The sequence below is a fragment of the Caballeronia sp. M23-90 genome, assembly GCF_053574605.1.
On the sequence record NZ_JBSIPA010000052.1, the window covers coordinates 1 to 22,858 of the forward strand.

The window sequence follows — 22,858 nt, forward strand, 5'->3', positions numbered from 1 at the left end:
TTGGTACATGCGCACGACTTCCGAGCCTTTCTCGTAGACGGTCATCGTGTAGAAGTTATTGATTTCGACGTAGCTTTCCGCGCGCAACCAAGCGCATCGACGACGTACGGGTCCTGCGCCAGATGCAGTTTGCCGAAGACGCGGGCCCGATGGCGCATCCGGTGCGCCCGGAAAGCTACGTCGAAATCAATAACTTCTACACGATGACCGTCTACGAGAAAGGCTCGGAAGTCGTGCGCATGTACCAGACGCTGCTCGGACGCGACGGTTTCCGGCGCGGCATGGATCTGTACTTCCAGCGGCACGACGGCCAGGCCGTGACGTGCGACGACTTCCGGCACGCCATGGCCGACGCCAACAGCCGCGACTTCTCGCAATTCGAGCGCTGGTACAGCCAGGCGGGCACGCCGCGCGTGACGGTGCGCACGCACTACGACGCTGCCGCCAAACGTTATTCGCTGACGCTCAAGCAAGGTTACGGCGAGGCATCTGAAGCCGCGCGTGCGACGCAGAAAGGCCCGTTGCTGATTCCGTTCTCGATCGGTCTCATTGGCAAGGGCGGCGCTGACTTGCCGCTGAAACTCGAAGGCGAGAAAGAAGCGCTTGGCACAACGCGTGTACTGGAATTCACAGAACCCGAGCAGGTGTTCACGTTCACCGACGTGACGGAAGAACCATTGCCGTCGCTACTGCGCAATTTCTCGGCGCCGGTGGTGGTCGAATACGACTACACCAACGAGCAACTGGCGTTCTTGCTGGCGAACGACAGCGACCCGTTCAATCGATGGGAAGCCGGCCAGCGCCTCGCCACGCGCGAGTTGCTGACGCTGGCGGACCGGGCATCGAAGGGAGAAGAACTTACCCTCGACGACCAGGTGGTCGCAGCCTTCGCCCAGGTTCTCGACGATCAAACGCTTACGCCGGCGTTCCGGGAACTCGCGCTGATGTTGCCATCGGAGGCATATCTCGCCGAGCAAATGGCCGTCTCTGACCCGGCCGCGGTCCATGCAGCACGTGTGTTCGTGAGCCAGCGGCTCGCCACGAGCCTGCGCGACCGGTGGCTGGCCGTCTACGAAGCCAACCGGACGCCGGGTGAGTATCGCGCGAGCCCGGACGACGCCGGCAAACGCGGCTTGAAGAACCTCGCCCTCGCCTACTTGAGCCAGCTCGACGACCCGACCCGCGCCATCGAACTCGCGAGTGCGCAGTACGACGCCGCGAATAACATGACGGACCGGTCGGCGGCATTGTCGGCGTTGCTGACGGCGGGCGCATCGGGCTCGGCCGATACCACCGCTGCCAATGCAGCGCTCGACGACTTCTACAAACGTTTCGAGAACGAGCCGCTTGTCATCGACAAATGGTTCTCGTTGCAAGCCACGCAGCGTGGCGGACCGAAACGCAACGTGCTGGAAATCGTGCGCAAGCTGATGCAGCATCAGGCGTTCACGCTGAAAAACCCGAATCGCGCCCGTTCGCTGATCTTCAGCTTCTGCGGCGCCAATCCGGCGCAGTTCCACGCCGCCGACGGTTCCGGTTACGCGTTCTGGGTGGAACAGGTGATCGCGCTCGACGCAATGAACCCGCAAGTCGCCGCGCGCCTTGCACGCACGCTCGAACAATGGCGCCGGTACACGCCTGCCTTGCGCGAAGAAGCGCACGCGGCGCTGGAACAGGTCGCGTCGAAGGTGAAGTCGCGGGATGTGCGTGAAATCGTGGAAAAAGCGCTCGGTCAATAATTGCCAGAGATCGAGCTTTCATGCGAAAACCGGCGCTTTGGCGCCGGTTTTTTTGTGCCATATAGCTGCCATGCTTTTTGTGACATCAAGACACACAAGCTGAGCGGGTAGAATCTGGGGCATTCGTCTTAACGCTCCCGGAGCCCAACGCAATGTCGACCCCTTCATCGATTTCCCGTCGCACCACGCTGACCAAGTTGCTGATTGAGCAGCAGCGCGAACATCAAAACCTTCCCGCCGACCTGCGTTTGTTGATTGAAGTCGTGGCGCGTGCGTGCAAGCAGATCAGCTATCAGGTCAGCAAGGGCGCATTGGGCGAAGCGCTCGGCTCGGCCGGCAGCGAGAACGTCCAGGGTGAAGTGCAGAAGAAGCTCGACATCCTCTCGAACGAAATCCTGCTCGAAGCTAACGAATGGGGCGGCAACCTCGCCGCGATGGCATCGGAAGAAATGGAAAAGATCTTCCCGATCCCGAATCGTTACCCGAAGGGCAACTATCTGCTCACGTTCGATCCGCTCGATGGCTCGTCGAACATCGACGTGAACGTATCGATTGGGACGATCTTCTCCGTTCTCCGATGCCCGGACGGCATGGAGCCGAGTGAAGAGGCGTTCATGCAGCCGGGTTCGGCGCAAGTCGCGGCAGGCTACGCGGTTTATGGACCGCAAACGGTGTTCGTGCTGACCACGGGTTACGGCGTCAACTGCTTCACGCTCGATCGTGAACTTGGTTCGTGGGTGCTCACGCAAAACAACATGCAGATTCCCACTGAAACGCGCGAATACGCAATCAACGCGTCGAACAGCCGTCACTGGTACGCGCCGGTGCAGAAATATGTGAACGAACTGAACGAAGGCAAGGATGGTCCGCGCAAGGAAGACTTCAACATGCGCTGGATTGCATCGATGGTCGCCGACGTGCATCGCATCCTGAATCGTGGCGGCGTGTTCATGTACCCCGCTGACAAACGCACGCCGGATCGTCCGGGCAAGTTACGCCTGATGTACGAAGCGAATCCAATGGCGTTCATCGTGGAGCAGGCGGGCGGCGCCGCGACCGATGGCGAACAGCGCATTCTCGATATCGTTCCGACCAGCTTGCATCAGCGCGTCCCGGTGTTCCTCGGGTCGAAAAGCGAGGTCGAACGCGTCACGCGCTATCACGCAGAAAAGAATTGACCAGGGGTCTTGCCAAACTCGGCGAAGGGTCCTTATAATCTCGTTTCTCTGATGCCGGAATAGCTCAGACGGTAGAGCAGCGCATTCGTAATGCGAAGGTCGGGGGTTCGATTCCTCTTTCCGGCACCAAATAGCATCAAGCAAAAAGCCCAGTCTTCGGACTGGGCTTTTTGCTTTGCTGATTCGCGTTGCGTTCGACTTAAAAACTCAAGACATAGACTCCGCCCGCGTTATCTCATTATTTCTATTTGCTGCACGCTTTCGGAAAATTCGTAATAAAAGTTGTGCATTGTGCGAATTCTTCGATATGAATTTTCCGCGCTGTTAAAGTGCCCATGATTTCGTTGCTTCCCCAGGGCCTTTATCAACACGCACGCTGCAATGCCGCCAAAACCCATTCAAATAAGCGTCCGCAACGCGATCCTGCAGCGCACGCGGCATCTTTCCGCGACTCCCGTGTTGAGTCTGCTTCTCTCGGGATGCGCGTTACGCGGTGCGCCGTCATATGAAATCTTCGGCGCCTATTTTCCGCTCTGGTTAATGAGCGCGTTGATCGGGTTTGTTGGCGCGCTGGTCACACATCGAATATTCGTGTCCACTGGCTTTGCGCAGATCGTCCCGTTTCAGCTTTTCGTGTGCATGGCTATTGGCGTCATGATCGCCGTGCTCTTCTGGCTGTCGGGAACGGGACATCTGCCATGAAGATCGCCGGGAAGCGCCAACGCTCTCTCAAAGGCCGTGTGATCGCGGGCGTGATCATCGTGCTCGGTCTCGCAGCAGCGTACTACGCATATGACCGTACAACCCGCTTTCCTTCGACCGATGACGCCACAATCGATGCCGATGTAGTCCACATCGCATCGCCGGTCGGCGGCCGCATCGTCCGGTTGCTCGTGGAGGACAACCAGCACGTTGCAAAAGGCGACGAGCTGTTCGAGATCGATCCGGTTCCGTTCCGGCTGCTGGTCGCGCAGACCCAGGCCGACCTCGATCTCGCCCGGGCGGCGCTGGAAACGCGCCGCAAGAGGCTCATCAGCGAGCGCGCTAATGCGATGATCGCAGGAGATCAGACCGGAAAAGCCGCACGCAACTATGAGCTCGCATCGCGCAGCGTGCAGCGGCTCACGCCGCTCGCGGCGAAGGGCTATGTGTCCACGCAGCAGCTCGATCAGGCGCAAGTTGCCCAACGCGACGCCGCGCTGTCTCTCAAGCAGGCACAAGAACAAAAGCAGGCAACCGCGCAGACGATCGGCGACGATGCAGGCGAAGTCGCCATCGTGGTTGCGCGCGAGGCCGCACTCGCGATTGCGCAGCACAGCCTCGATTCAAGCATCGTGCGCGCGCCGCACAATGGTTTTGTCACGGGCCTCTCGGTGCTGGCCGGCGAAACGGTCGCGCCGCATCAGTCGATCTTCACGCTCGTCCACTCGGACGAATGGTTCGCGGTTGCGAACTTCCGCGAAACGGAGCTCGCGCGCATTCAACCCGGCGATTGCGCAACCGTCTATTCGATGATCGACCGAAGCCAGGCGATCCACGGCAAGGTGACGGGCATCGGCGCGGGTGTTGCCGATACCGACCGGATCGATCTGCCGCGCTCATTGCCTATCGTTCAGCAATCAGTGAACTGGGTCCGCGTCGCCCAGCGCTTCCCGGTTCGCGTGCGTCTTGACGAGCCGGCCGCGCAACTGGTCCGGGTTGGCGCAAGTGCGATGGTCGAGGTGCGGCATGGCGCAGCCTGCCGGTGATCTTGCCCGGCCGGGTGCCGCCGACATCCTGAAGCTCCTCGCGCCCTTTCCGGGGCGAGTGGCAATGGCGTGCCGCATTGCGTTGATCTGCGCGCTGACGGCATATGTGACAAGCGCCTACGGCACGATGGAAGCCGCGATTTCCGCTTATGTCGTGTTCTTCCTGAACCAGCCCGACCGGGTGATGAGCGTCGTGCAAAGCGTCGCGATGCTCGTGCTGGTCACGGTGTTTCTCGGCATCGTGCTGATCGTGGCCATGTTTGCGCTCGACGATCCCCTCTGGCGGGTCGCATGCATCGCGGGGCTGTCGTTCGGGTTGCTGTTCGTGACGTCGGCGAGCAAGCTGCGGCCAGTGGGCGCGATCCTCGCGATGATCATCGGCTTTTTGCTCGATGAACTCGGCAGCGTGCCGTTCGGCGAAGTGGCGACCCGCGCCCTGCTCTATGCCTGGGTGATGACAGCGATTCCGTTCGCAGTATCGGTTTGCGTCAACGTGCTGATCGCGCCGTCGCCACGGCGGCTCGCGGGCCGCACGCTAGCCAGGCGCCTGCGGCTTGCCGCCCGGAGCCTGGTCGACCCGGAGTCGACACAAGCCGCACCCGGCGCCTGCTTGCGTGAAGGCGATGCGCAGATCGGCACATGGCTGAAGCTGTCAGTCGTCGACGGCTCGTCGGCGCGCGCGGATTTCCCTGCGCTCAGGCAAGCGGTTTCATCGACGCTTGCGATTCTGGTCGCCGCCGATCTGTCCGCCCGCGAAGTATCGGCGCGTTTGCCCGCAGCCTTTGCAGCACCGATCGCCGACACACTGGAGAACATGGCGCGCATGCTCGAGGCAGGCGGTTATCCGGTCGATATCGAGCTCACTCTGCCCGGCGTGGCTGAACTGCCGCCGCTCGCACGAGTCGTTGCCGAAGATCTGCAGCGGGCGATCACCCGCTTTGCGGTGGTTGAAGCCGATGCACCGCTCCCACCTCCTGCCGCCAAATCCGGCGGGTTCTTTCTGCCCGATGCATTCACGAACCCCGAGCACGTCCGCTACGCGCTGAAGACCACGGCAGCCGCGATGTTCTGCTATCTGCTCTACACGCAAATCAACTGGCCGGGCATCCACACCTGCTTCATCACCGTCTACATGGTGTCGCTCGGCACGACCGCTGAAACCGTAGAGAAAATGACGCTGCGTATCGCCGGGTGTCTCATTGGCGCGATTCTCGGTACGGCTGCGATCGTGTTCCTGATGCCCGTGACGACGGCCGCTCTCGGGCTGATGGGAATCGTGTTTGCCGGTACATGGCTCTCGGCGTGGATCGCGTTTGGTTCGCCGCGTATCGCGTATGCGGGATTCCAGATCGCGCTGGTATTTTTCATGTGCGTGATCCAGGGTCCGGCGCCCGCATTCGACCTGACCATCGCGCGGGATCGCACGATCGGGATTCTGATCGGCAACGTGGTCGTCTATCTCATCTTCACGCGCGTGTGGCCTGTAAGCGTTGCGGCGCGCGTGGATGCCGGCCTCACCGCGCTGCAACAGCAATGGAAGCGGATCGCGATGCTGACGCACCCCGGCACGCGCCGCGCGATGGCCGCGAGCGCAATGGCTCAATGCGGCGCGCTGGAACAGGATCTCGCGACGATGCATTTCGAGCCGTCTTGGGTTCGTCCAGATGCAACGTGGATCGCCGAGCGCCGCAACGCACTGACCAGGCTCGACGCCCTTGAAACGCCCATGTTCCTGCTCGCAGAACGGCATCCGGGCGATACCGCCATCGACGATTGGATCAGCCGGCTTTCAGGTGAAACCGTTGGCGCCGGCACACCACCACCATCGCCCGCCGATGCAAACAACGACACGCGCACCGCCTTGCTCGGCCTCGGCAACGCACGCCTCATCCAACTCGAACACGCCGCGCCGAGCGACGCGGCGAAGGGCTTCACGACTCATGCTGCGGCTTAAGCCTTCCTTCGCACTGGCAATCCTGACGGCGGCGGGTCTGGCCGGCTGCGCGACATCGTCCATCGATATGGCGCCCGAGAGCCCCGACCATCCTTGGCAGCCAAAGACGGATTCGACGGGCGCCATCGTGCCCGGGCCGGCGACGGGATCAGCAGGACCGGTGTTGGCAAGCAGCTATCAATTGCCCGCGAATCCCGCGCTCGCCACCGTTCCTCCTCCTCCGGCGCTATCGCAGTCACATGCGTACGAGTTGGCCGAACTAATCGATCTGGCGGAATCGGCGAATCCGCTGACGCGTATTGCGTGGAACGATGCGCGCAACGCAGCGCTGGCGGCAGGCATTACCAAGAGCGCGTACCTTCCGCAATTATCGATAGCAGCAATGGGACAGTACGCGGCCACCCAGGGCCCGAACTCATCGGCGTTCGACGGTTCGTCAACCAATGGCTCGGGACACGGCGCGACATCGGTGCTGTCGCTGCAATGGCTGCTCTTCGATTTCGGCGGACGCGCCGCACGCGTCGAGGCGGCGTCGCAGGGTTCGGTGATGGCGAACATCGGCTTTACCGCGGTTCACCAGCAAGTGATTTTCGATGTCAGCGTCGCGTTCTATACCTATCAGGCGGCGCGCGCCCGTATTGCCACCACGCGGCAAGGCCTGGACAACGCCGAAGCCATTTTCGCCGCCGCGCAATCGCGCTACAAACATGGCATCGGCACGGTCATCGAAGTCGCGCAGGCCAACCAGAACCGCGCGCAGGCGAAGCTCGCGCTGGTCCAGGCGCAGGGCGTCGAGAGCAATGCCTATCTGATGCTGATTTCGGCCATGGGAATATCGCCGTTATCGAAACCCATGATCGCCGTGATGCCGACGCGCACGCTTCCGTCACCGGTGAACGATTCAATCGAGCGGATCGTGTCGGACGCGATTGCCCGGCGCCCCGACGTGCTGAGCGCCTACGCCGCCGAACGAATCGATTTCGCAAAAGTGAAGTCCGCCGAGTCGGAATTCATGCCGAAGGTTTTTCTCTCGGCGAACGGTGCGTACAACACCGGCAGTTCTTCCATATCGGCTGTTCCAAGCATCGGCCAGCAATTGCCGACGGTGAACCTGAGCGGCGGCCGCTACGGCGGCAGCGTGATCGTCGGCGTGACCATTCCGTTATACGACGGCGGCTTGCGGCAGGCCGTGCTCGCACAGGCACGCAACGATGCCGACAGTGCGTCCACCCGCCTCGCCCGAAGCCGCGAAGAAGCGGTCCGGCAGATCGTCACCGCCCAGAACACACTGCAGACGAGCCTGGCCGCGAACGCCGCCGCGAGCGAATTGCTGAGCGCCGCGCAGACCACGTACGACGCCGCGTTCGACGCATACCGCCAAGGCGTGGGTTCGATCACTGACGCGTTGCTCGCACAGAACCAACTGCTGGTCGCGAAAAACGCAAGCGCGGACAGTTACAGCGGCGCGCTCTCGGCGGCGGCCGCATTGGCGCTTGCAACCGGCTCGATTGATTCGGTTGCAGCGCGGTCCAACTAGCCCTTCAGCGATAAATATTCTTTTCGCTGCAACGCTTCACGCCGCACACTTAAAGTAATGCGTTAAGCCCGGAATTTAAACTCATCGTAAAACGAACACATTAACGTCGCTTTATCGATGTTTCGGATTTATCTGATTTGCGAACATTCGTTTCTATGCGAATGTGCGCTCCCAAACGCATCGAGAGCAAAAAGTTTTTTAAAAGTTAATAATTTAGTCAACCGAGCCGAAATGCTGCCGTTATCAATAATAGGAGGACGCGTTATTCAGCGGTTTGCGCCACGCCGAATAGCGCATCTGGCGCATCACGTAGAGTTTGAAGCATCTGGCGAAATATTTGCCGCAGAGCAGCATGGGTATCGGCAATAAAGGCAGAAGCCAATACCGACGGATTAACTTGTGACACGCTTAAGTCACCTCAGTGTTGTTCCGTTAAAGCAACAAAGAAACCGGAAAAGTTCCAACCGCGCATTCGACGCTAGCGCGAAGCCAGAGTCGAGATTGATAATCGACCTCATACAAGGAGAGAAAGTGATGGACGCCAAACCGACCAAAATTCCGACGCCCGACAAGGTGCGCTGTCCGGATCAAGATCCGGTCGCAGTTGAATTCCTCGCGGAATTGCCGGAGCATGTCCGGGCCTTCTTCGACGAACAACGCAACCTGTGCGACTCGAAGTAATTGCTGAAAATTTTTGCATGCGCCAGGCGTGCGCCGGCTTCGTGTGGACCTCGCGCGGACTGCGGCCGCTACACGCCTGAGTTTCGCGGCATCTCTCCTCTGTGATGCCGTGCGCGGCCGCGCGCATCACAATGTGACAACCATTTCAAACATCGTGGGTTAAGCTGCGGCTCTTCGCACGCTAACGGCCGCTCATGTTCTCCACTTCCTTCTTGCGTACTCTGCGGACCATCGCTTTTGCCGCCACGTCCATGACGATCGCCGCGACGTTTGCATCGAATGCTCTAGCCGACGGCGACGATACTCCGCTCACCAATCTCATCGCGTTATCGTCGCAACGGCTGGCCTTGGCTGAACCAGTCGCACGCTGGAAGTGGGCGAATCACGAATCGATCACCGATGAACCCCGCGAGGCCGCGCTGCTTGCCCGCATTGACAGCCAGGCGAAGGCCGCCGGAATCGATCCGGCGTTCGCGCGAGATTTCTTTCGTGATCAGATCGAGGCGAGCAAGGATGTGCAGAATGCCCTCTTCGATAACTGGCGCAAGTCCCGTCCGCCGGAAGGCACGCCACCGGATCTCGCCCGAGATACCCGGCCGCAACTCGATCGCGTGACAAATTCGCTGCTTGGCGCGCTGGCCCGCGTGGAGCCCTTGCGTCACGCCGATGACTGCCCGGTGCGCCTCGCCGACAGCATCGCGCGATGGAAACACCTGACGCGCTACGACTCGACCCAAAATGCGCCGCTGGCACGGGCGTTATCGCACGTCTGCGCGGGGGGCGTCGGGGCTGTGGGTTAAGCGGATTCGGCGCCAACCAGCATTGCAACCCCGAGCGGTACGATCTTCAATCCACGCGACAACCGCTCGCTGAGAATCCGATAGGTCGACAATTCGAAGACCGCCAATGCTGCGGACGAACGCAGGCGCGCAGCTTCGTCGAGAGAAGTTGCCGTGCCGAAAAACTGCCACCCGTCGACCACATGCCAGACGCGCGCGCCGGTCGTGGCGTCCGCCTCTTCGATCGCAATTGCGCCGGGATGCGTCCACGGCGCGCCGCGCGGATCGTCGCGACGAGCTTTCGATACACGGTTATGCGCCGGACCAAGCCGCGCGATCGAGCGTCCTTCCTCGAGCATCGCGCCAATCTCACCGCCCGTCCCCGTCCACTCGACGCGCCTCACGAGTTCCGCAAGCCGCTGTTCCTTCGCGGACCGCTTCATACCCGTCAAATGCGCGCGCACGCGCTGACGCAGACGCACGCTTCGCCCCACATACAGCGGCACGTCGTTTTCGCCGTAGAACACATAGACGCCGCAACCCGCCGGAATGCGCTCGATGGTGTCTTCATCGATATCCCCGGCCAGCCGGAAGCGCCGCGTGACCTGATCTATATGGCCGCGGAGAATATCGGCGGAATGCGCGTTGTGAAGGTGCTGCCAGAACTGCCAGAGAAGATCGGCATCGGCGAGTGCCCGGTGACGGGCAAACGGAACCAGCGCGTGCCGCTCGATCAATGCATCCAGACCGTGCCGGCGCTCGGTAGGATAGATCGCGCGCGACAACTGCACCGTGCACAGAACGTCCGGCTGAAACCTGATGCCGTGTCGTTTGAATTCGCTGCGCAGAAAGCCGTGATCGAAGCGCGCGTTGTGAGCCACGAACAATCTGCCGTCGAGACGCGCCAGAAGATCATGCGCGATGACATCGAAAGTCGGCGCATCACGCACCATTGAATCGCTGATTCCGGTGAGTTGCTGAATGAAGAATGGAATGGGCTGCTGCGGATTGACGAGCGAACTCCATTGCGTCACACCGGCCGGGCCGACTTCGACCACACCAATTTCAGTGATTCGATGAACGCCCAGGCTTCCGCCCGTTGTCTCCAGATCGACAAAAACCAGCGGCTCGGCGCAATAGAGATTGGAAACGGTTGGGAGCAAGGCTGCTGACCACTAATAGAGAGAGTGAGCGCATTTTAGCCCACGGGCCGTCCGCCCTTCGAATTCATGCAATTCGCCTATTGAGTTCGGAGATTGAAAGGACGATTCATCGCAACATTTGCGAAATCGGGCTCCGAAAGTCGCTATCGGCATAATTTACTTACAATGTAACCAGTTTTATCGAATCGTAAGCGTTTACGAGTCTTGTTACCGAAGCAGACGCTCGGCATCATGAATGTGTACCGCAAACACTTTTTAAGGAGGTCATGTCGTGACGACCGAACTCAAAAGCATGTTTTCGTGGATCAGGACTCTGGTAGGCCCTCAACCCGCAGTGGAAACATCAGAAGCACAAACGTTGTCTTTACTCGATTTCGATCCAGCGTGGCATGGGGATCACTGGCAGAACTTGTTGTCCTCACCAATGGATGCTCGGCGGTACGTAATGGAAGACTGGACTTTTGCGGCTCCTCTGTCGCTTGAAACCCAGGTTGAAGACGCACCGGGGCAGGCCAAAGAAGAAATGGAGCCTGCATTCTGAAGTTTTCGTAGAAGACTTAGATTGCACCAGGCGGATTCCTCGTGAATCCGCTTTTCGCGGTTTAGACGAAAAAAAAGCGCGACGGTGAAGTCGCGCTGACAAGGTTTGGAGATCTTTTCCGTCAACGAAAAAGTCTGCTTTGGAAAGCAGCGATTTAAGTATAGCCATGCATTACCGGGTAATCATCCACACTTCTGGCAATCATCTATTGCGGTTCCGTCAACAATCGCCCTTTCGGATTTTTGGCGTTGTATTTTAACGATAGAAGTTGTAGCAATTGCGCAACGACACGTTGTTGACACGTGCGCATCACCCTTCCCAATCCCCCGCAACTCCTTGCCAGTCAAGCCTTCGCTGGAATTTTACGATCATTGCCGATAGCAGAATACTTTATTGCGGAAATCGGAATGCCATCGCTGTAACACCGTCTTTACACTTCGTCTGGTCCGGAAACGACTGTGTCAATTCATTGCCACACGAATTCATCTGACAGCGCCTCTCGCAGCGCGTCGGAGTGAAGGTTTCCTTCAAGCCTGGGTTGTCAGACCCAAACTGCTCTCGGAGTTACAAAGATGAAAAAGACTCTCATGGTCGCCGCCCTGACGGGCGTATTTGCTACCGCTGCTCACGCACAAAGCAGCGTGACGCTGTACGGTTTGATCGACGCTGGCCTGACGTACACGAACAACCAAGGCGGCCAACACAACTTCAAGATGACGAGCGGCTCGGTGAACGGCAGCCGTTGGGGCCTGCGCGGCGCTGAAGACCTCGGTGGTGGCCTGAAGGCAATCTTCACGTTGGAAAACGGCTTCAGCATTGCTAACGGCACGCTGGGTCAAGGTGGTCGCGAATTCGGCCGTCAAGCATTCGTTGGTCTGTCGAGCACGCAATACGGTGCTGTGACCCTCGGTCGTCAATATGACTCAGTGGTTGACTACCTGGGCCCGTTGGCTCTGACCGGCACGCAGTACGGTGGTACGCAGTTCGCCCACCCGTTCGACAACGACAACCTCGACAACTCGTTCCGTATCAACAACTCGGTCAAGTACCAGAGCGCGAACTACGCTGGCTTCAAGTTCGGCGCGCAGTACGGCTTCTCGAACCAGGCTGACGGTTTCGCAAACAACCGTGCATACAGCGTTGGCGCGTCGTATAACTACGGTCCGTTGAACATCGCTGCTGCTTACTTGCAACTCAACAACGACACGACCGGCGCGAACATCAACGCCGCGCTGTCGAACACGGGTGGTGCAGTTGCAGGCGACAACACGTTCGTGGCTGGCACGCAGCGCACGTACGGTGCTGGCTTGAACTACGCGTTCGGCCCGGCAACGGTTGGCTTCGTGTTCACGCAAACGAAGCTTGAAGATGCAGTTGGCATCGCAGCCGGCGCAATCAGCGCAACGAACGGCGTCGCGACCGGCAACTACATCCGCTTCAACAACTACGAGTTGAACGGCCGTTACGCGCTGACCCCGGCACTGAGCCTGGCTGGCGAGTACACGTACACGGACGCACGTATCGACGGTCAGAAGCCTTCGTTCCATCAGTTCGCCCTGCAAACGGCTTACTCGCTGTCGAAGCGCACTGACGTGTACCTGCAAGGTGAGTACGTTCACGCAATCGACCTCGACGGCACGGGCCTCGGCGCTCCGATCACGGGCGTAGGCATGTCGTCGACCCCGAATCAAGTGTCGGCAACGGTTGGCATTCGTCACCGCTTCTAAGCTTTGATTCAGGTAGTACCGATGTGAAAAAAGCGCCGCTTGCGGCGCTTTTTTTCGTCCCGAGGTTTTGCGTGATCCCGGCTCAGGTCTTCGGCGGATAGTGCACGTCGAGGATATCGATCTGTTGAACGCCCGCCGGCGTATGCAGCGTCACCGTGTCGCCAACCTTCGCCTTGAGCAACGCGCGCGCAATGGGCGATATCCAGCTCACATGCCCTACATCCAGATTCACCTCGTCCACGCCCACGATCGTCACCGTCTGCTCTTCCCCATCGTCGCCGGCATACGTCACCGTCGCACCGAAAAACACTTGATCGACGTTCTCCTGCCGGCTGCTGTCCACCACTTCGGCCAGATCCAGGCGCTTGGTCAAAAAACGGATACGCCGGTCGATCTCGCGCAACCGCCGCTTGCCATAGATGTAATCGCCGTTCTCCGACCGGTCACCATTCGATGCCGCCCATGAGAGCAGCTTCACGACATCCGGACGTTCAACATCGAGCAAATGCAGCAATTCATCACGCAAGCGCTGGTGCCCTGCCGGCGTGATGTAGTTCTTGGTGCCGGGCGGAACGCCTGGCGGCTGTTCGATATCGAGGTCGTCGTCACTCTCATCCGATTCTTTGACAAATGCTTTATTCATGGTGCAAACCGCTCAAAATAACGTATAGAAAGGCGAGATCGCTCCTGTGCAAGGTAACACGAAGAAGATCGGCATTACACAAATTGCGCCATAACCCTTCCTTTTTTGGGAGAGCTTGGCTATACTCTTGGTCTCGCGTGCGGCTGTAGCTCAGATGGATAGAGTACTTGGCTACGAACCAAGGGGTCGTGGGTTCGAATCCTGCCAGCCGCACCACTTCTTCAAAACGCTTTGCTCATCGAGCGTTTCATGTATTAGTTTGTCATAGTCGATTTTTGTATTACCCTGTTGCATATGCGGCTGTAGCTCAGATGGATAGAGTACTTGGCTACGAACCAAGGGGTCGTGGGTTCGAATCCTGCCAGCCGCACCAATTTGAGAAGGGCCTTCCTCGCGGAAGGCCCTTTTTGTTTGTGGGCCGGTTTGATGCCCGGCGCTTACTGGCGCGCGGCCGAACCAATGTCGCCGATACGTCCATCCGGCGCCGGTGCGTCGTCAGCCGACGCAATCGAACTCTGTTCGCCCAGCGGCTCCGCACGCTCGCCCAAAAGCATTTGCGAACGATGCGGATATTCGTCGTCCACGGTCTCGCCGAATGCGTGCAGCAAAAACGCGCGAAGCAACGCAACTCTCAACGACGCGCCACGCCCCTCCACTTCCCCGCCGTCCTTGCCGAACACCGCGGTGCAAACGACTTCGCCGCGCCCGTGATCGCTCATTTCCAGCCGGCACGCGCGCTCCAACACCACCGACGCAGCTTCCCAGGACGATGACGGCAAGAACCGCCCATCCCACGCGCGTCCACGGTCATTGCCACGAATGGCGAGGGTCTGGCCGCCATCGGTGAAATGGATTTCGCGGATGAAGTCGTGCAGCCCTCGCGCGACCCAATAGTCGAGCTCGGCGCCTTCCAGTTCTGATGTTTTCATAAGTGCCCTCGTTGTACGCAGAATGGGTACAGGGCACGCAGGTCGTGTTCCAGCGTCGGTGCTTGAACTTGCCGCGCCAACCGCCGCAATGAGGCGAACGTGAGGACGCTAGTAGTCGCCGCGTTCGCGATCGATCCGCATGCCGCCTTCGTTGTTGCGATGATGCGGCTCGTCACTTGGCCGCTCACGCGCAATGCGCATCACATCCGGATTTGTCCGGACACGCCGCATCACGTTCGCCAGATGCACGCGGTCACTGACCTGGATCACGAAGCGCAATACGGTGGATTCCTGCGTCACGTCCTCGTCCATTGCAATGTGGACGATGTTCGCGTCGGCGGACGTGATGTCAGCCGCCACGCGGGCGAATACGCCCTTCGATGTGCTCACGAGCACCTTGATGGCGACATCGAAGAGACGGCCCGGCTGGGGCGCCCAGGCAACGTCGATCCATCGGCCGGGATCGCGCCTGTGGATGCGCTGCGCAACCCGGCATTCCGTGGTGTGGATCGCCATGCCCAGCCCGATGCCGATATAACCCATGATGTCGTCGCCGGGAATCGGGCGGCAGCACGCCGACAATTGCACCGACATGCCTTCCGTGCCGGTGATCACGACCGGCGGCGCAGTGTTCGTGGTGAAGCTCTCGCGCGGGGAATCGTCGTCATCCCGCCCGGTCATCAACACTTCGATGCGCTTTGCCATCACTGCTGCGACACGGCGGCCAAGGCCGATGTCCGCGAAAATTTCCTGACGGCTCTTGTTGCCCGTCCACTGAGCCAGCTTCTCCCAGACTTCCGCGGTTACTTCGGAAAGCGCCAGGCCATAGCCCTTGAGAGATTGATCGACGAGCCGTTCGCCCAGTTGCACCGATTCATTCAGGCGCATCGTCTTCAGATAATGACGAATCGCCGAGCGCGCCTTGCCGGTACGTACAAAGCCGAGCCAGGCGGGATTCGGCTTCGAGTACGGCGCGGTAATGACTTCGACAATGTCGCCGCTCTTTAGCTCCGTACGCAACGGCAGCAACTCGTTGTTGATCTTGACCGCGACACACTGATTGCCGAGGTCGCTGTGGATGGAGTACGCAAAGTCGAGCGCCGTGGCGCCGCGCGGCAACGGCATGATCTTCGACTTGGGCGTGAACACATACACCGCATCCGGGAACAGGTCGATCTTGACGTGTTCGAGGAATTCGCTGGAATCGCCGGCTTCGCTCTGGATGTCCAACAACGACTTGAGCCATTGATGCGCGCGCTTTTGCACGTCGTTGAGATCGGCGCCGCCGTTCTTGTACAGCCAATGCGCTGCCACCCCCGCTTCTGCGATCTCGTGCATCTTGCGCGTGCGGATCTGGAACTCGATAGGCGCGCCAAACGGACCCACGAGCGTGGTGTGCAACGACTGATAGCCATTCACCTTCGGGATTGCGATGTAATCCTTGAACTTGCCCGGCACCGGCTTGTAAAGTGCATGCAGTGCGCCAATGCACGTGTAGCATTCCAGCGCGGTATCGAGCACGACGCGAAAGCCGTACACGTCGAGTACTTGCGAAAACGACAACTGCTTGTCGCGCATCTTCTTGTAGATGCTGAAGATGGTTTTTTCGCGGCCGGTAACGTCCGCCTTGATCTTCGCGTCAGCAATGGTCCGCTGCACCGCTTCCATGATCTTGCCGACCACTTCCCGCCGGTTGCCGCGTGCGGCCTTGACGGCGCGCTCGAGCGTGGCGTAACGGTGCGGATTGAAGTTCGCGAAACTCAGATCCTGCAGTTCGCGATACGTATTGTTCAGCCCGAGCCGATGCGCAATAGGCGCATAGATGTCGATGGTCTCGCGCGCCACACGACGCCGTTTTTCCGGCGGCACGGCGCCGAGCGTGCGCATGTTGTGCAGCCGGTCCGCAAGCTTCACGAGGATCACGCGTACGTCGCGCGCCATGGCGAGCAGCATCTTGCGGAAGTTTTCCGCCTGCGCTTCCTCGCGATTGCGGAACTCCATTTTGTCGAGCTTCGACAAACCATCGACAAGTTCCGCGACCTTCGGCCCGAACCGTTCCGCGATTTCGGTTTTCGTCACGCCCTGATCTTCGATCACGTCATGGAGCAATGCCGCCATGATGGATTGATCGTCGAGTTTCCAGCTCGCGCAAATTTCCGCGACTGCAACCGGATGCGTGATGTACGGCTCGCCACTCTGACGATACTGCCCGAGATGGGCTTCGTCGCTGAAATGGAAAGCCTGTTTGACCTGCTTGATTTCTTCCGGCGAAAGATACGCGGCCAGTTCGGTCGTCAGTTTCGCGATGGAAACGACGTCGCTGCGGCGCGGTTTTTCCGGGGTGGCGGTCGGCCCGAACAGATGGCGAAACGATTGTTCGAGGACCGCGTCAATATACTTGCGCGCCGCCGACGGAGAATCTCCGTCCTGGTCGTGATCGTGCGCGTGGTTTTCAGTGTTCAGCTCGACCTGAGCGTCACGATGCGAATCGACACTGAGCGCGTCGTGGTGCGTATCCACAGAGACGGACGATGGAACAGGATTCATGGTCGCCTCCGTGGTTAGCTGACGCTTTAGCAAAGATGCGCGTTGATTCGAAATCGCTCGTGCCGATAACCCGGTTGAAACTTAAACCGGAACCTTCTTGAGCATTTCCACACCGACCTGGCCCGCCGCGATTTCACGCAGCGCTACAACGGTCGGCTTGTCGCGGCTTTCGATCTTCGGCGTGTGGCCCTGAGCGAGCTGGCGCGCGCGGTACGTTGCTGCGAGCGCGAGCTCGAAGCGATTGGGGATCATTTTCAGACAGTCTTCGACAGTGATGCGGGCCATGGTTGATTCCTTCTCGATATGTTCTTCATTCTACCTTATGTGACCGGAAAGCCCGCTCACTCGGCGTGCGGCGAGTGTATGCCCAACTCGACGAATAACTGCGTATGACGTGCATATTGCGAACCAAAGCGCAGACGTGTCGCGGCAACGAGACAGCGCAATTCGGTCAGCGCCTTATCGAAGTTCTCGTTGATCAGCACATATTGCGCTTCGGGCGCGTGCGCCATCTCGCTGCCGGCAGCAAGCAAACGGCGCACGATCACGTTCGGCGAATCTTGTCCGCGCTTCTTCAAGCGCTCTTCCAGCGCATCGAGCGAGGGCGGCAGGATGAAAATTTCCACCGCGTTGCGAAAGCGTTTCTTGACCTGCTGCGCGCCTTGCCAGTCGATTTCGAGCAGCACGTCATGGCCGCTTTTCATCTGCGCTTCAATCCATACGCGCGACGTTGCGTAGTAATTGCCGTGCACTTCCGCGCTTTCGAGGAATTCACCGGCGTCGTGCCGCGCCATGAAATCATCAACGGAAGCGAAATGGTATTGCACGCCGTTTTCCTCGCCGGGACGCGGGTCGCGCGTGGTGTACGAGACGGACAGGCGGATTGCCGGATCCTGCGCGAGCAGCGCGTTCACCAGCGTGGATTTGCCCGCGCCCGACGGCGCGACGACCATGAACAGGTTGCCCGGATAAACGCCGGCGTAGGTGTTGCGTTGAGCGTCGTTCATGTGCCGTTACTCCAGATTCTGCACTTGCTCGCGCATCTGTTCGATGAGCAGCTTGAGCGTCATCGATGCATCTGCGAGTTCTTTTGCTGCCGCCTTCGAGCCGAGCGTGTTCGCTTCGCGATTGAGTTCCTGCATCATGAAGTCGAGCCGCTTGCCCACCTTGCCGCCCTTTTGCAGCACGTGACGCGTTTCCGTCAGATGCGCGGTGAGGCGCTGCAATTCTTCGTTGATATCGATACGGATGCCGTACATGGTCACTTCCTGGCGAATCCGTTCGGCGATCTCTTCGCGCGGAATGCTGGTTTGCGTCGTTCCTTCCGGCGCGGCAATGCCGAGCGCAATCTGCAGACGTTCCACGATCTTCTGCTGATGCTTCGTGATCAGTTCCGGCACGAGCGGCGTGATGCGCGCGACGATCGCTTCCATTTCCGTCACATTCGCGATCAACACGGCGCTGAGCGCGGCGCCTTCGCGGGCGCGGACATCGATAAGTTCGGCAATCGCCTGCTTGCCGCACGCCAGCACCGCGTTGCGCAAGGTTTCTGCCGAAACACCGCTTTCCGACAAAATACCGGGCCAGCGCAGGATTTCACCGGTGCGCATGCGTTCGGAATCGGGGAAAACGTCGAGAACCGAGCGCTCCAGCGCGGCCAGTTGGGACAGCGCTTCGCGGTTGAGCGCGCCGGAAATGGTCGTTTGCTCGGCGCGATTCAGGTTGATGCGGATATCGACCTTGCCGCGCGAGAGCTTGTTCATCAGCATTTCGCGCAACTGCGGCTCGCATACGCGAACGTCTTCCGGCATGCGGAAGTTCATGTCGAGAAAGCGCGAATTCACCGTGCGCAATTCCACCGATACTCCCACGCCCGAGCCATTTGCGCCCGCGCCGTCCGACGCTACCTCGCGCGTGGCGCTCGCATAGCCTGTCATGCTGTAGATCATTATCGCGTCCGTTGTTGAAGACCGTGTGCACCGGCGCCTTCACTGCATGCGCCGCACGGCCGGTTCACTTCAGTACGCCCGGCGTGAAGCTGCGCGAATGGCATGCATGGTTGGCCGGGCGGGGAAGCTGGCATTATCCCATTTTTGCCGTTACTGCCCTTGAAAGCCCGGGGAAACGCGTGCGTCGGCTTCATACGCAGCCGGACGCTCACCCGGATTGCGGATAAAATTTGTTTTTCCGGCCCGGCGTTCCTTCGCTGTGTTCGTCGCTCGCTGCCGCTTTCTGGCGACTTTCAGCACCGCCCTCCCTTACTGCTTTTTCACTTGATCGCCTCCATGACAGATTCTCCGCTGACCTCGCCCGCCCCGACTTCACGCCCCAGCGGCCGCCGCGCGAACCAGTTGCGCGACGTGCGCATCACGCGTCATTACACGAAGCACGCGGAAGGTTCGGTCCTCGTCGAATTCGGCGATACCAAGGTGATCTGCACCGCAAGCATCTCCGAGCGCGTGCCCGAATTCCTGCGCGGCCGCGATCAGGGCTGGCTCACCGCCGAATACGGCATGCTGCCGCGCGCGACGAACACACGTAACGATCGCGAAGCCGCGCGCGGCAAACAGACCGGACGCACGCAGGAAATCCAGCGGCTGATCGGGCGCGCGCTGCGTTCCGTGTTCGATCTGAACAAACTCGGCGCGCGGACGCTGCATATCGATTGCGATGTGATCCAGGCCGATGGCGGCACGCGCACGGCAAGCATCACGGGCGCGTTCGTCGCGGCCCACGATGCCGTCACCAAGCTGATTGCCGCCGGGAAGATCGCAGAATCGCCCATCAACGAATTCGTCGCCGCGATCTCGGTTGGCGTGTACAACGGCCAGCCGGTTCTCGACCTGGACTACGACGAAGATTCCCAGTGCGATACCGACATGAACGTCGTGATGACGGGCGCCGGCGGTTTTGTCGAGGTTCAGGGTACGGCCGAAGGCGTGCCGTTCACGCGCTCGGAAATGAATTTATTGCTGGATCTGGCGCAAAGCGGCATTGAAACGTTGATTGCGAAGCAGAAAGTCGCCCTGGAGCTGCTCAGTGTCTGATCCTGTATTCAAACGGGTCGTGCTGGCGTCGAACAACGCCGGCAAGTTGCGCGAGTTTGCGGCCTTGCTCGCGAGTGCCGGCATCGATCTGGTGACGCAAGGCGAACTCGGTGTATCCGAGGCCGAGGAACCGCACGTGACGTTCGTCGAGAACGCGCTGGCGAAGGCGCGGCATGCATCGAAGGCGACGGGGCTTCCCGCTCTCGCCGATGACTCCGGTCTCTGCGTTCACGCGTTGCGCGGCGCGCCCGGTGTCTATTCCGCGCGATACGCGCAATTGCTCAACGGCAGCGAAAAAAGCGACGCCGCGAACAACGCGCGGCTTGTCGCGGATCTGGCGAATGAAACCGATCGTCGCGCGTATTTTTTCTCCGTGCTCGTGCTGGTTCGTCATGCCGACGATCCAGAACCGCTGATTGCGGAAGGCCGCTGGCATGGCGAAGTGGTGGATGCTCCGCGCGGCGCAAACGGCTTTGGCTACGATGCCCACTTCTTCGTGCCATCGCTTGGAAAAACGGCCGGTGAACTCGATCCCGCAGTCAAGAACGCCAGCAGCCACCGGGCAATCGCGCTTCGGCATCTGCTCGGCCGGTTGAAGGACGTCTCGTGAGCGCCGGTCCCCAAACAATCAACGTCGTCAAGGCGTTCACGTCGCCGGGCAGTATCCGGCTGACGTCGCTGCCGCCGTTGTCGCTGTACGTGCATTTCCCTTGGTGCGTCAAAAAGTGTCCGTACTGCGACTTCAATTCGCATGAGTGGAAGGGACAGACGTTTCCGGAAGACCGTTATCTCGATGCAGTGCGCGCCGATCTGGAACAAGCATTGCCGATGGTCTGGGGCCGGCAGGTCCATTCAATTTTCATCGGCGGGGGCACGCCCAGCTTGTTGTCGGCGAAGGGGCTGGACCGTCTGCTTTCCGACGCCCGCGCGTTGCTGCCCCTCGACGCCGATGCCGAGATCACGCTCGAAGCGAATCCCGGTACTTTCGAAGCGGCGAAGTTTGCGCAGTTCAGGGCGAGCGGCGTGAACCGGTTATCGATAGGAATCCAGAGCTTCAACGAAGCGCATTTGAAGGCGCTCGGACGGATTCACGATGCGACGCAAGCGCGCCAGGCCGTGGAAATCGCCGCGAAGAACTTCGATAACTTCAACCTCGACCTGATGTTCGCGCTGCCGAAGCAAACGCTGGACGAATGCCGTGCCGACATAGAAACCGCAATCAGTTTCGCGCCGCCGCATTTGTCGCTGTATCACCTGACGCTCGAGCCGAACACCCTGTTCGCGAAATACCCGCCGCCCGTTCCCGACGACGACGAATCCGCCGACATGCAGGACTGGATTCACGAGCGCACGGCATCGGCGGGGTACGAGCGCTACGAGGTATCGGCGTATGCGAAGCCGAACAAAAAGAGCCGGCACAACCTGAATTACTGGCGCTTCGGCGACTATCTGGGAATTGGCGCGGGCGCGCATACCAAGTTGTCGTTCCCGCAAAAGATCGTGCGGCAGGTCCGATACAAACATCCAGGCACGTACATGGACGAAGCGCTCGCAGGCGCGGCCGTGCAGGAAGAAAACGAAGTCGGTCCGCGCGATCTGCCGTTCGAATTCATGCTCAACACGCTGCGGCTCGTCGAAGGATTTCCGGTGCATTCGTTTAACGAACGCACCGGCCTTGCCATGTCCGCGATCGAACCCGCGTTGATCGAAGCCGAGAAGCGCGGCCTGATCACGCGCGATATCGACACCATTGCGCCCACGCAGCGCGGCCAGGATTTTCTCAACGACCTGCAGGCGCTGTTCCTCAAGAACCCTGACTCGAAGACGACCAAGGACAACCGTTAATTGAGCGCCTCCTCTCCTGCAGTACCGCCCAATTCAGTGATGCGTCACCGGCCCTTTGCGCTCTTCTGGAGCGCGCGGGTCATGTCATCGGTGGCGTTCCAGATGATGTCGGTCGCCATCGGCTGGCAGATTTATTCGATCACGCACAGCGCGTTCGCGCTCGGGCTGGTCGGCCTCGCGCAGTTCCTGCCCATGTTCATGCTCACGCTCGTGGTCGGTCATGTGGCCGACCGGTACGACCGGCGCACGATCGCGTTCATCTGCCAGGCGATCGAGGGCGTGGCGGCGTTGACCTTGTGTATCGCCACGTGGCGTGGGGTGACGAGTCAGGAATTGATCTATGTGATCGCTGCAGTTGCCGGTTCGGCCCGGGCGTTTGAATCGCCGTCGATGTCAGCGCTCTTGCCCAACCTCATTCCGCGCGCCCAGTTGCAGTACGCAACCGCGTGGTCCACGTCTGCGAACCAGACCGCGCAGATTCTCGGCCCCGCGATGGGCGGCCTGCTCTACGGGCTCGGCGCGCTCGTGGTGTACGGGGCGGTATCGGTGGCGTTCGTGGGCGCGGCGCTGCTGCTTTCACTGATAAAAATCGAAAAAGCGGTTCGTATGAAAACGCCGCTTTCGTTCGAGTCGCTGTTTTCGGGTATCGCATTCATTCGACGCAAACCTGTGATTCTCGGCGCGTTGTCGCTCGATCTGTTTGCGGTGCTGCTCGGCGGCGCGACGGCCTTGTTGCCCGTGTTCGCCCGCGATGTGCTGCAGGCCGGACCCTGGGCGCCCGGCGCCTTGCGCGCGGCGCC

21 protein-coding genes, 3 tRNA genes and 1 pseudogene are annotated in these 22,858 nt (G+C 60.0%); 17 read left to right on the plus strand and 8 right to left on the minus strand.

The features are described from left to right. Positions 1-71: 71 nt before the first annotated feature. The 7 genes and pseudogenes from ACRXB1_RS08180 to ACRXB1_RS08210 form a co-directional block, all read left to right on the plus strand. Positions 72-1,739, plus strand: a pseudogene (locus ACRXB1_RS08180) (DUF3458 domain-containing protein); the annotation flags it as partial. A 152-nt stretch (positions 1,740-1,891) separates the two neighbouring features. Beyond that, entirely contained in the window at positions 1,892-2,917 is a 1,026-nt protein-coding gene (locus ACRXB1_RS08185) for a class 1 fructose-bisphosphatase (protein ID WP_061998856.1), read from the plus strand. 53 nt (positions 2,918-2,970) lie between these two features. Further along, positions 2,971-3,046: transfer RNA gene (locus ACRXB1_RS08190), tRNA-Thr, on the plus strand. Positions 3,047-3,298: 252 nt separating this feature from the next. Beyond that, entirely contained in the window at positions 3,299-3,619 is a 321-nt protein-coding gene (locus ACRXB1_RS08195; protein ID WP_449491725.1) for a YtcA family lipoprotein, read from the plus strand. Continuing rightward, positions 3,616-4,665, plus strand: coding sequence for a multidrug transporter subunit MdtN (gene mdtN / locus ACRXB1_RS08200; RefSeq protein ID WP_449491726.1), 1,050 nt, complete (start codon positions 3,616-3,618; stop codon positions 4,663-4,665). Before ACRXB1_RS08195 ends, mdtN begins: the two co-directional genes overlap by 4 nt. After that, positions 4,646-6,619 carry an FUSC family protein gene (locus tag ACRXB1_RS08205; protein ID WP_449491727.1) on the plus strand — a complete coding sequence of 658 codons (1,974 nt, stop codon included), beginning with the start codon at positions 4,646-4,648 and terminating at the stop codon, positions 6,617-6,619. Before mdtN ends, ACRXB1_RS08205 begins: the two co-directional genes overlap by 20 nt. Continuing rightward, positions 6,606-8,156: a TolC family protein gene (locus tag ACRXB1_RS08210; protein ID WP_449491728.1), complete on the plus strand. Its 1,551-nt coding sequence runs from the start codon at positions 6,606-6,608 to the stop codon at positions 8,154-8,156. The genes ACRXB1_RS08205 and ACRXB1_RS08210 overlap by 14 nt, the downstream gene beginning before the upstream one ends. Positions 8,157-8,418: 262 nt before the next feature. On the opposite strand, the gene ACRXB1_RS08215 is transcribed toward ACRXB1_RS08210, so the two are convergent. Then, complete coding sequence (locus ACRXB1_RS08215) at positions 8,419-8,562, minus strand: hypothetical protein (RefSeq protein ID WP_155524178.1); 144 nt, start codon at positions 8,560-8,562, stop codon at positions 8,419-8,421. A gap of 128 nt (positions 8,563-8,690) precedes the next feature. On the opposite strand from ACRXB1_RS08215, the gene ACRXB1_RS08220 reads away from it, so the two are divergent. Both ACRXB1_RS08220 and ACRXB1_RS08225 read left to right on the plus strand, forming a co-directional pair. Then, the gene (locus ACRXB1_RS08220) at positions 8,691-8,837 is read left to right on the plus strand and encodes a hypothetical protein (protein ID WP_162916035.1); all 147 of its coding nucleotides are present in this window, start codon (positions 8,691-8,693) and stop codon (positions 8,835-8,837) included. Between the two features lie 194 nt (positions 8,838-9,031). Beyond that, a complete protein-coding gene (locus ACRXB1_RS08225) occupies positions 9,032-9,637 on the plus strand; it encodes a chorismate mutase (RefSeq protein ID WP_449491729.1) in 606 nt (201 codons plus the stop codon). Here ACRXB1_RS08225 and ACRXB1_RS08230 read toward each other — a convergent pair. Next, entirely contained in the window at positions 9,634-10,779 is a 1,146-nt protein-coding gene (locus ACRXB1_RS08230) for an exonuclease domain-containing protein (RefSeq protein WP_449491730.1), read from the minus strand. The two genes, ACRXB1_RS08225 and ACRXB1_RS08230, sit on opposite strands and share 4 nt — an antisense overlap. A 292-nt stretch (positions 10,780-11,071) precedes the next feature. On the opposite strand from ACRXB1_RS08230, the gene ACRXB1_RS08235 reads away from it, so the two are divergent. Together ACRXB1_RS08235 and ACRXB1_RS08240 are read left to right on the plus strand one after the other, a co-directional pair. Further along, on the plus strand, positions 11,072-11,320 hold the full coding sequence (locus ACRXB1_RS08235) for a hypothetical protein (protein WP_069638375.1): 249 nt from the start codon (positions 11,072-11,074) through the stop codon (positions 11,318-11,320). Positions 11,321-11,892: 572 nt separating this feature from the next. Continuing rightward, a complete protein-coding gene (locus tag ACRXB1_RS08240) occupies positions 11,893-13,047 on the plus strand; it encodes a porin (protein WP_061998850.1) in 1,155 nt (384 codons plus the stop codon). Positions 13,048-13,129: 82 nt separating this feature from the next. On the opposite strand, the gene greB is transcribed toward ACRXB1_RS08240, so the two are convergent. Then, the gene (greB, locus tag ACRXB1_RS08245; RefSeq protein ID WP_174363788.1) at positions 13,130-13,690 is read right to left on the minus strand and encodes a transcription elongation factor GreB; all 561 of its coding nucleotides are present in this window, start codon (positions 13,688-13,690) and stop codon (positions 13,130-13,132) included. A 139-nt stretch (positions 13,691-13,829) separates the two neighbouring features. Between greB and ACRXB1_RS08250 the strand changes: the two genes are divergently transcribed. After that, positions 13,830-13,906, plus strand: a tRNA-Arg gene (locus ACRXB1_RS08250). Positions 13,907-13,986: 80 nt separating this feature from the next. After that, positions 13,987-14,063 (plus strand) — tRNA-Arg (locus ACRXB1_RS08255). A 64-nt stretch (positions 14,064-14,127) separates the two neighbouring features. Here the strand turns inward: ACRXB1_RS08255 and ACRXB1_RS08260 are convergent. From ACRXB1_RS08260 to ACRXB1_RS08280, 5 genes are all read right to left on the minus strand, one after another. After that, the gene (locus ACRXB1_RS08260) at positions 14,128-14,619 is read right to left on the minus strand and encodes a phage protein NinX family protein (protein ID WP_075359626.1); all 492 of its coding nucleotides are present in this window, start codon (positions 14,617-14,619) and stop codon (positions 14,128-14,130) included. Positions 14,620-14,727: 108 nt separating this feature from the next. Next, positions 14,728-17,166 carry a RelA/SpoT family protein gene (locus ACRXB1_RS08265; protein ID WP_236873325.1) on the minus strand — a complete coding sequence of 813 codons (2,439 nt, stop codon included), beginning with the start codon at positions 17,164-17,166 and terminating at the stop codon, positions 14,728-14,730. 81 nt (positions 17,167-17,247) lie between these two features. Continuing rightward, a complete protein-coding gene (gene rpoZ / locus ACRXB1_RS08270) occupies positions 17,248-17,451 on the minus strand; it encodes a DNA-directed RNA polymerase subunit omega (protein WP_031359151.1) in 204 nt (67 codons plus the stop codon). Between the two features lie 56 nt (positions 17,452-17,507). Further along, positions 17,508-18,173 carry a guanylate kinase gene (gene gmk / locus ACRXB1_RS08275; RefSeq protein WP_061998847.1) on the minus strand — a complete coding sequence of 222 codons (666 nt, stop codon included), beginning with the start codon at positions 18,171-18,173 and terminating at the stop codon, positions 17,508-17,510. A 6-nt stretch (positions 18,174-18,179) separates the two neighbouring features. Further along, complete coding sequence (locus ACRXB1_RS08280; RefSeq protein ID WP_062169560.1) at positions 18,180-19,115, minus strand: YicC/YloC family endoribonuclease; 936 nt, start codon at positions 19,113-19,115, stop codon at positions 18,180-18,182. A gap of 351 nt (positions 19,116-19,466) precedes the next feature. On the opposite strand from ACRXB1_RS08280, the gene rph reads away from it, so the two are divergent. From rph to ACRXB1_RS08300, 4 genes are all read left to right on the plus strand, one after another. Beyond that, positions 19,467-20,213 carry a ribonuclease PH gene (rph, locus tag ACRXB1_RS08285; protein ID WP_449491733.1) on the plus strand — a complete coding sequence of 249 codons (747 nt, stop codon included), beginning with the start codon at positions 19,467-19,469 and terminating at the stop codon, positions 20,211-20,213. After that, positions 20,206-20,823: an RdgB/HAM1 family non-canonical purine NTP pyrophosphatase gene (gene rdgB, locus ACRXB1_RS08290; RefSeq protein WP_449491731.1), complete on the plus strand. Its 618-nt coding sequence runs from the start codon at positions 20,206-20,208 to the stop codon at positions 20,821-20,823. Before rph ends, rdgB begins: the two co-directional genes overlap by 8 nt. Then, entirely contained in the window at positions 20,820-22,058 is a 1,239-nt protein-coding gene (gene hemW / locus ACRXB1_RS08295; protein WP_449491732.1) for a radical SAM family heme chaperone HemW, read from the plus strand. The genes rdgB and hemW overlap by 4 nt, the downstream gene beginning before the upstream one ends. Before the next feature lie 39 nt (positions 22,059-22,097). After that, a partial coding sequence (locus ACRXB1_RS08300) for an MFS transporter (protein ID WP_449491734.1) occupies positions 22,098-22,858 on the plus strand: 761 nt, incomplete at its 3' end.

Coding starts and splice junctions, on each gene's coding strand:
- ACRXB1_RS08185 (WP_061998856.1), top strand. CDS start 1,892: ATGTCGACCCCTTCATCGATTTCCCGTCGCACCACGCTGACCAAGTTG.
- ACRXB1_RS08195 (WP_449491725.1), top strand. CDS start 3,299: ATGCCGCCAAAACCCATTCAAATAAGCGTCCGCAACGCGATCCTGCAG.
- mdtN (WP_449491726.1), top strand. CDS start 3,616: ATGAAGATCGCCGGGAAGCGCCAACGCTCTCTCAAAGGCCGTGTGATC.
- ACRXB1_RS08205 (WP_449491727.1), top strand. CDS start 4,646: ATGGCGCAGCCTGCCGGTGATCTTGCCCGGCCGGGTGCCGCCGACATC.
- ACRXB1_RS08210 (WP_449491728.1), top strand. CDS start 6,606: ATGCTGCGGCTTAAGCCTTCCTTCGCACTGGCAATCCTGACGGCGGCG.
- ACRXB1_RS08220 (WP_162916035.1), top strand. CDS start 8,691: ATGGACGCCAAACCGACCAAAATTCCGACGCCCGACAAGGTGCGCTGT.
- ACRXB1_RS08225 (WP_449491729.1), top strand. CDS start 9,032: ATGTTCTCCACTTCCTTCTTGCGTACTCTGCGGACCATCGCTTTTGCC.
- ACRXB1_RS08235 (WP_069638375.1), top strand. CDS start 11,072: ATGTTTTCGTGGATCAGGACTCTGGTAGGCCCTCAACCCGCAGTGGAA.
- ACRXB1_RS08240 (WP_061998850.1), top strand. CDS start 11,893: ATGAAAAAGACTCTCATGGTCGCCGCCCTGACGGGCGTATTTGCTACC.
- greB (WP_174363788.1), bottom strand. CDS start 13,690: ATGAATAAAGCATTTGTCAAAGAATCGGATGAGAGTGACGACGACCTC.
- ACRXB1_RS08260 (WP_075359626.1), bottom strand. CDS start 14,619: ATGAAAACATCAGAACTGGAAGGCGCCGAGCTCGACTATTGGGTCGCG.
- ACRXB1_RS08265 (WP_236873325.1), bottom strand. CDS start 17,166: ATGAATCCTGTTCCATCGTCCGTCTCTGTGGATACGCACCACGACGCG.
- rpoZ (WP_031359151.1), bottom strand. CDS start 17,451: ATGGCCCGCATCACTGTCGAAGACTGTCTGAAAATGATCCCCAATCGC.
- gmk (WP_061998847.1), bottom strand. CDS start 18,173: ATGAACGACGCTCAACGCAACACCTACGCCGGCGTTTATCCGGGCAAC.
- ACRXB1_RS08280 (WP_062169560.1), bottom strand. CDS start 19,115: ATGATCTACAGCATGACAGGCTATGCGAGCGCCACGCGCGAGGTAGCG.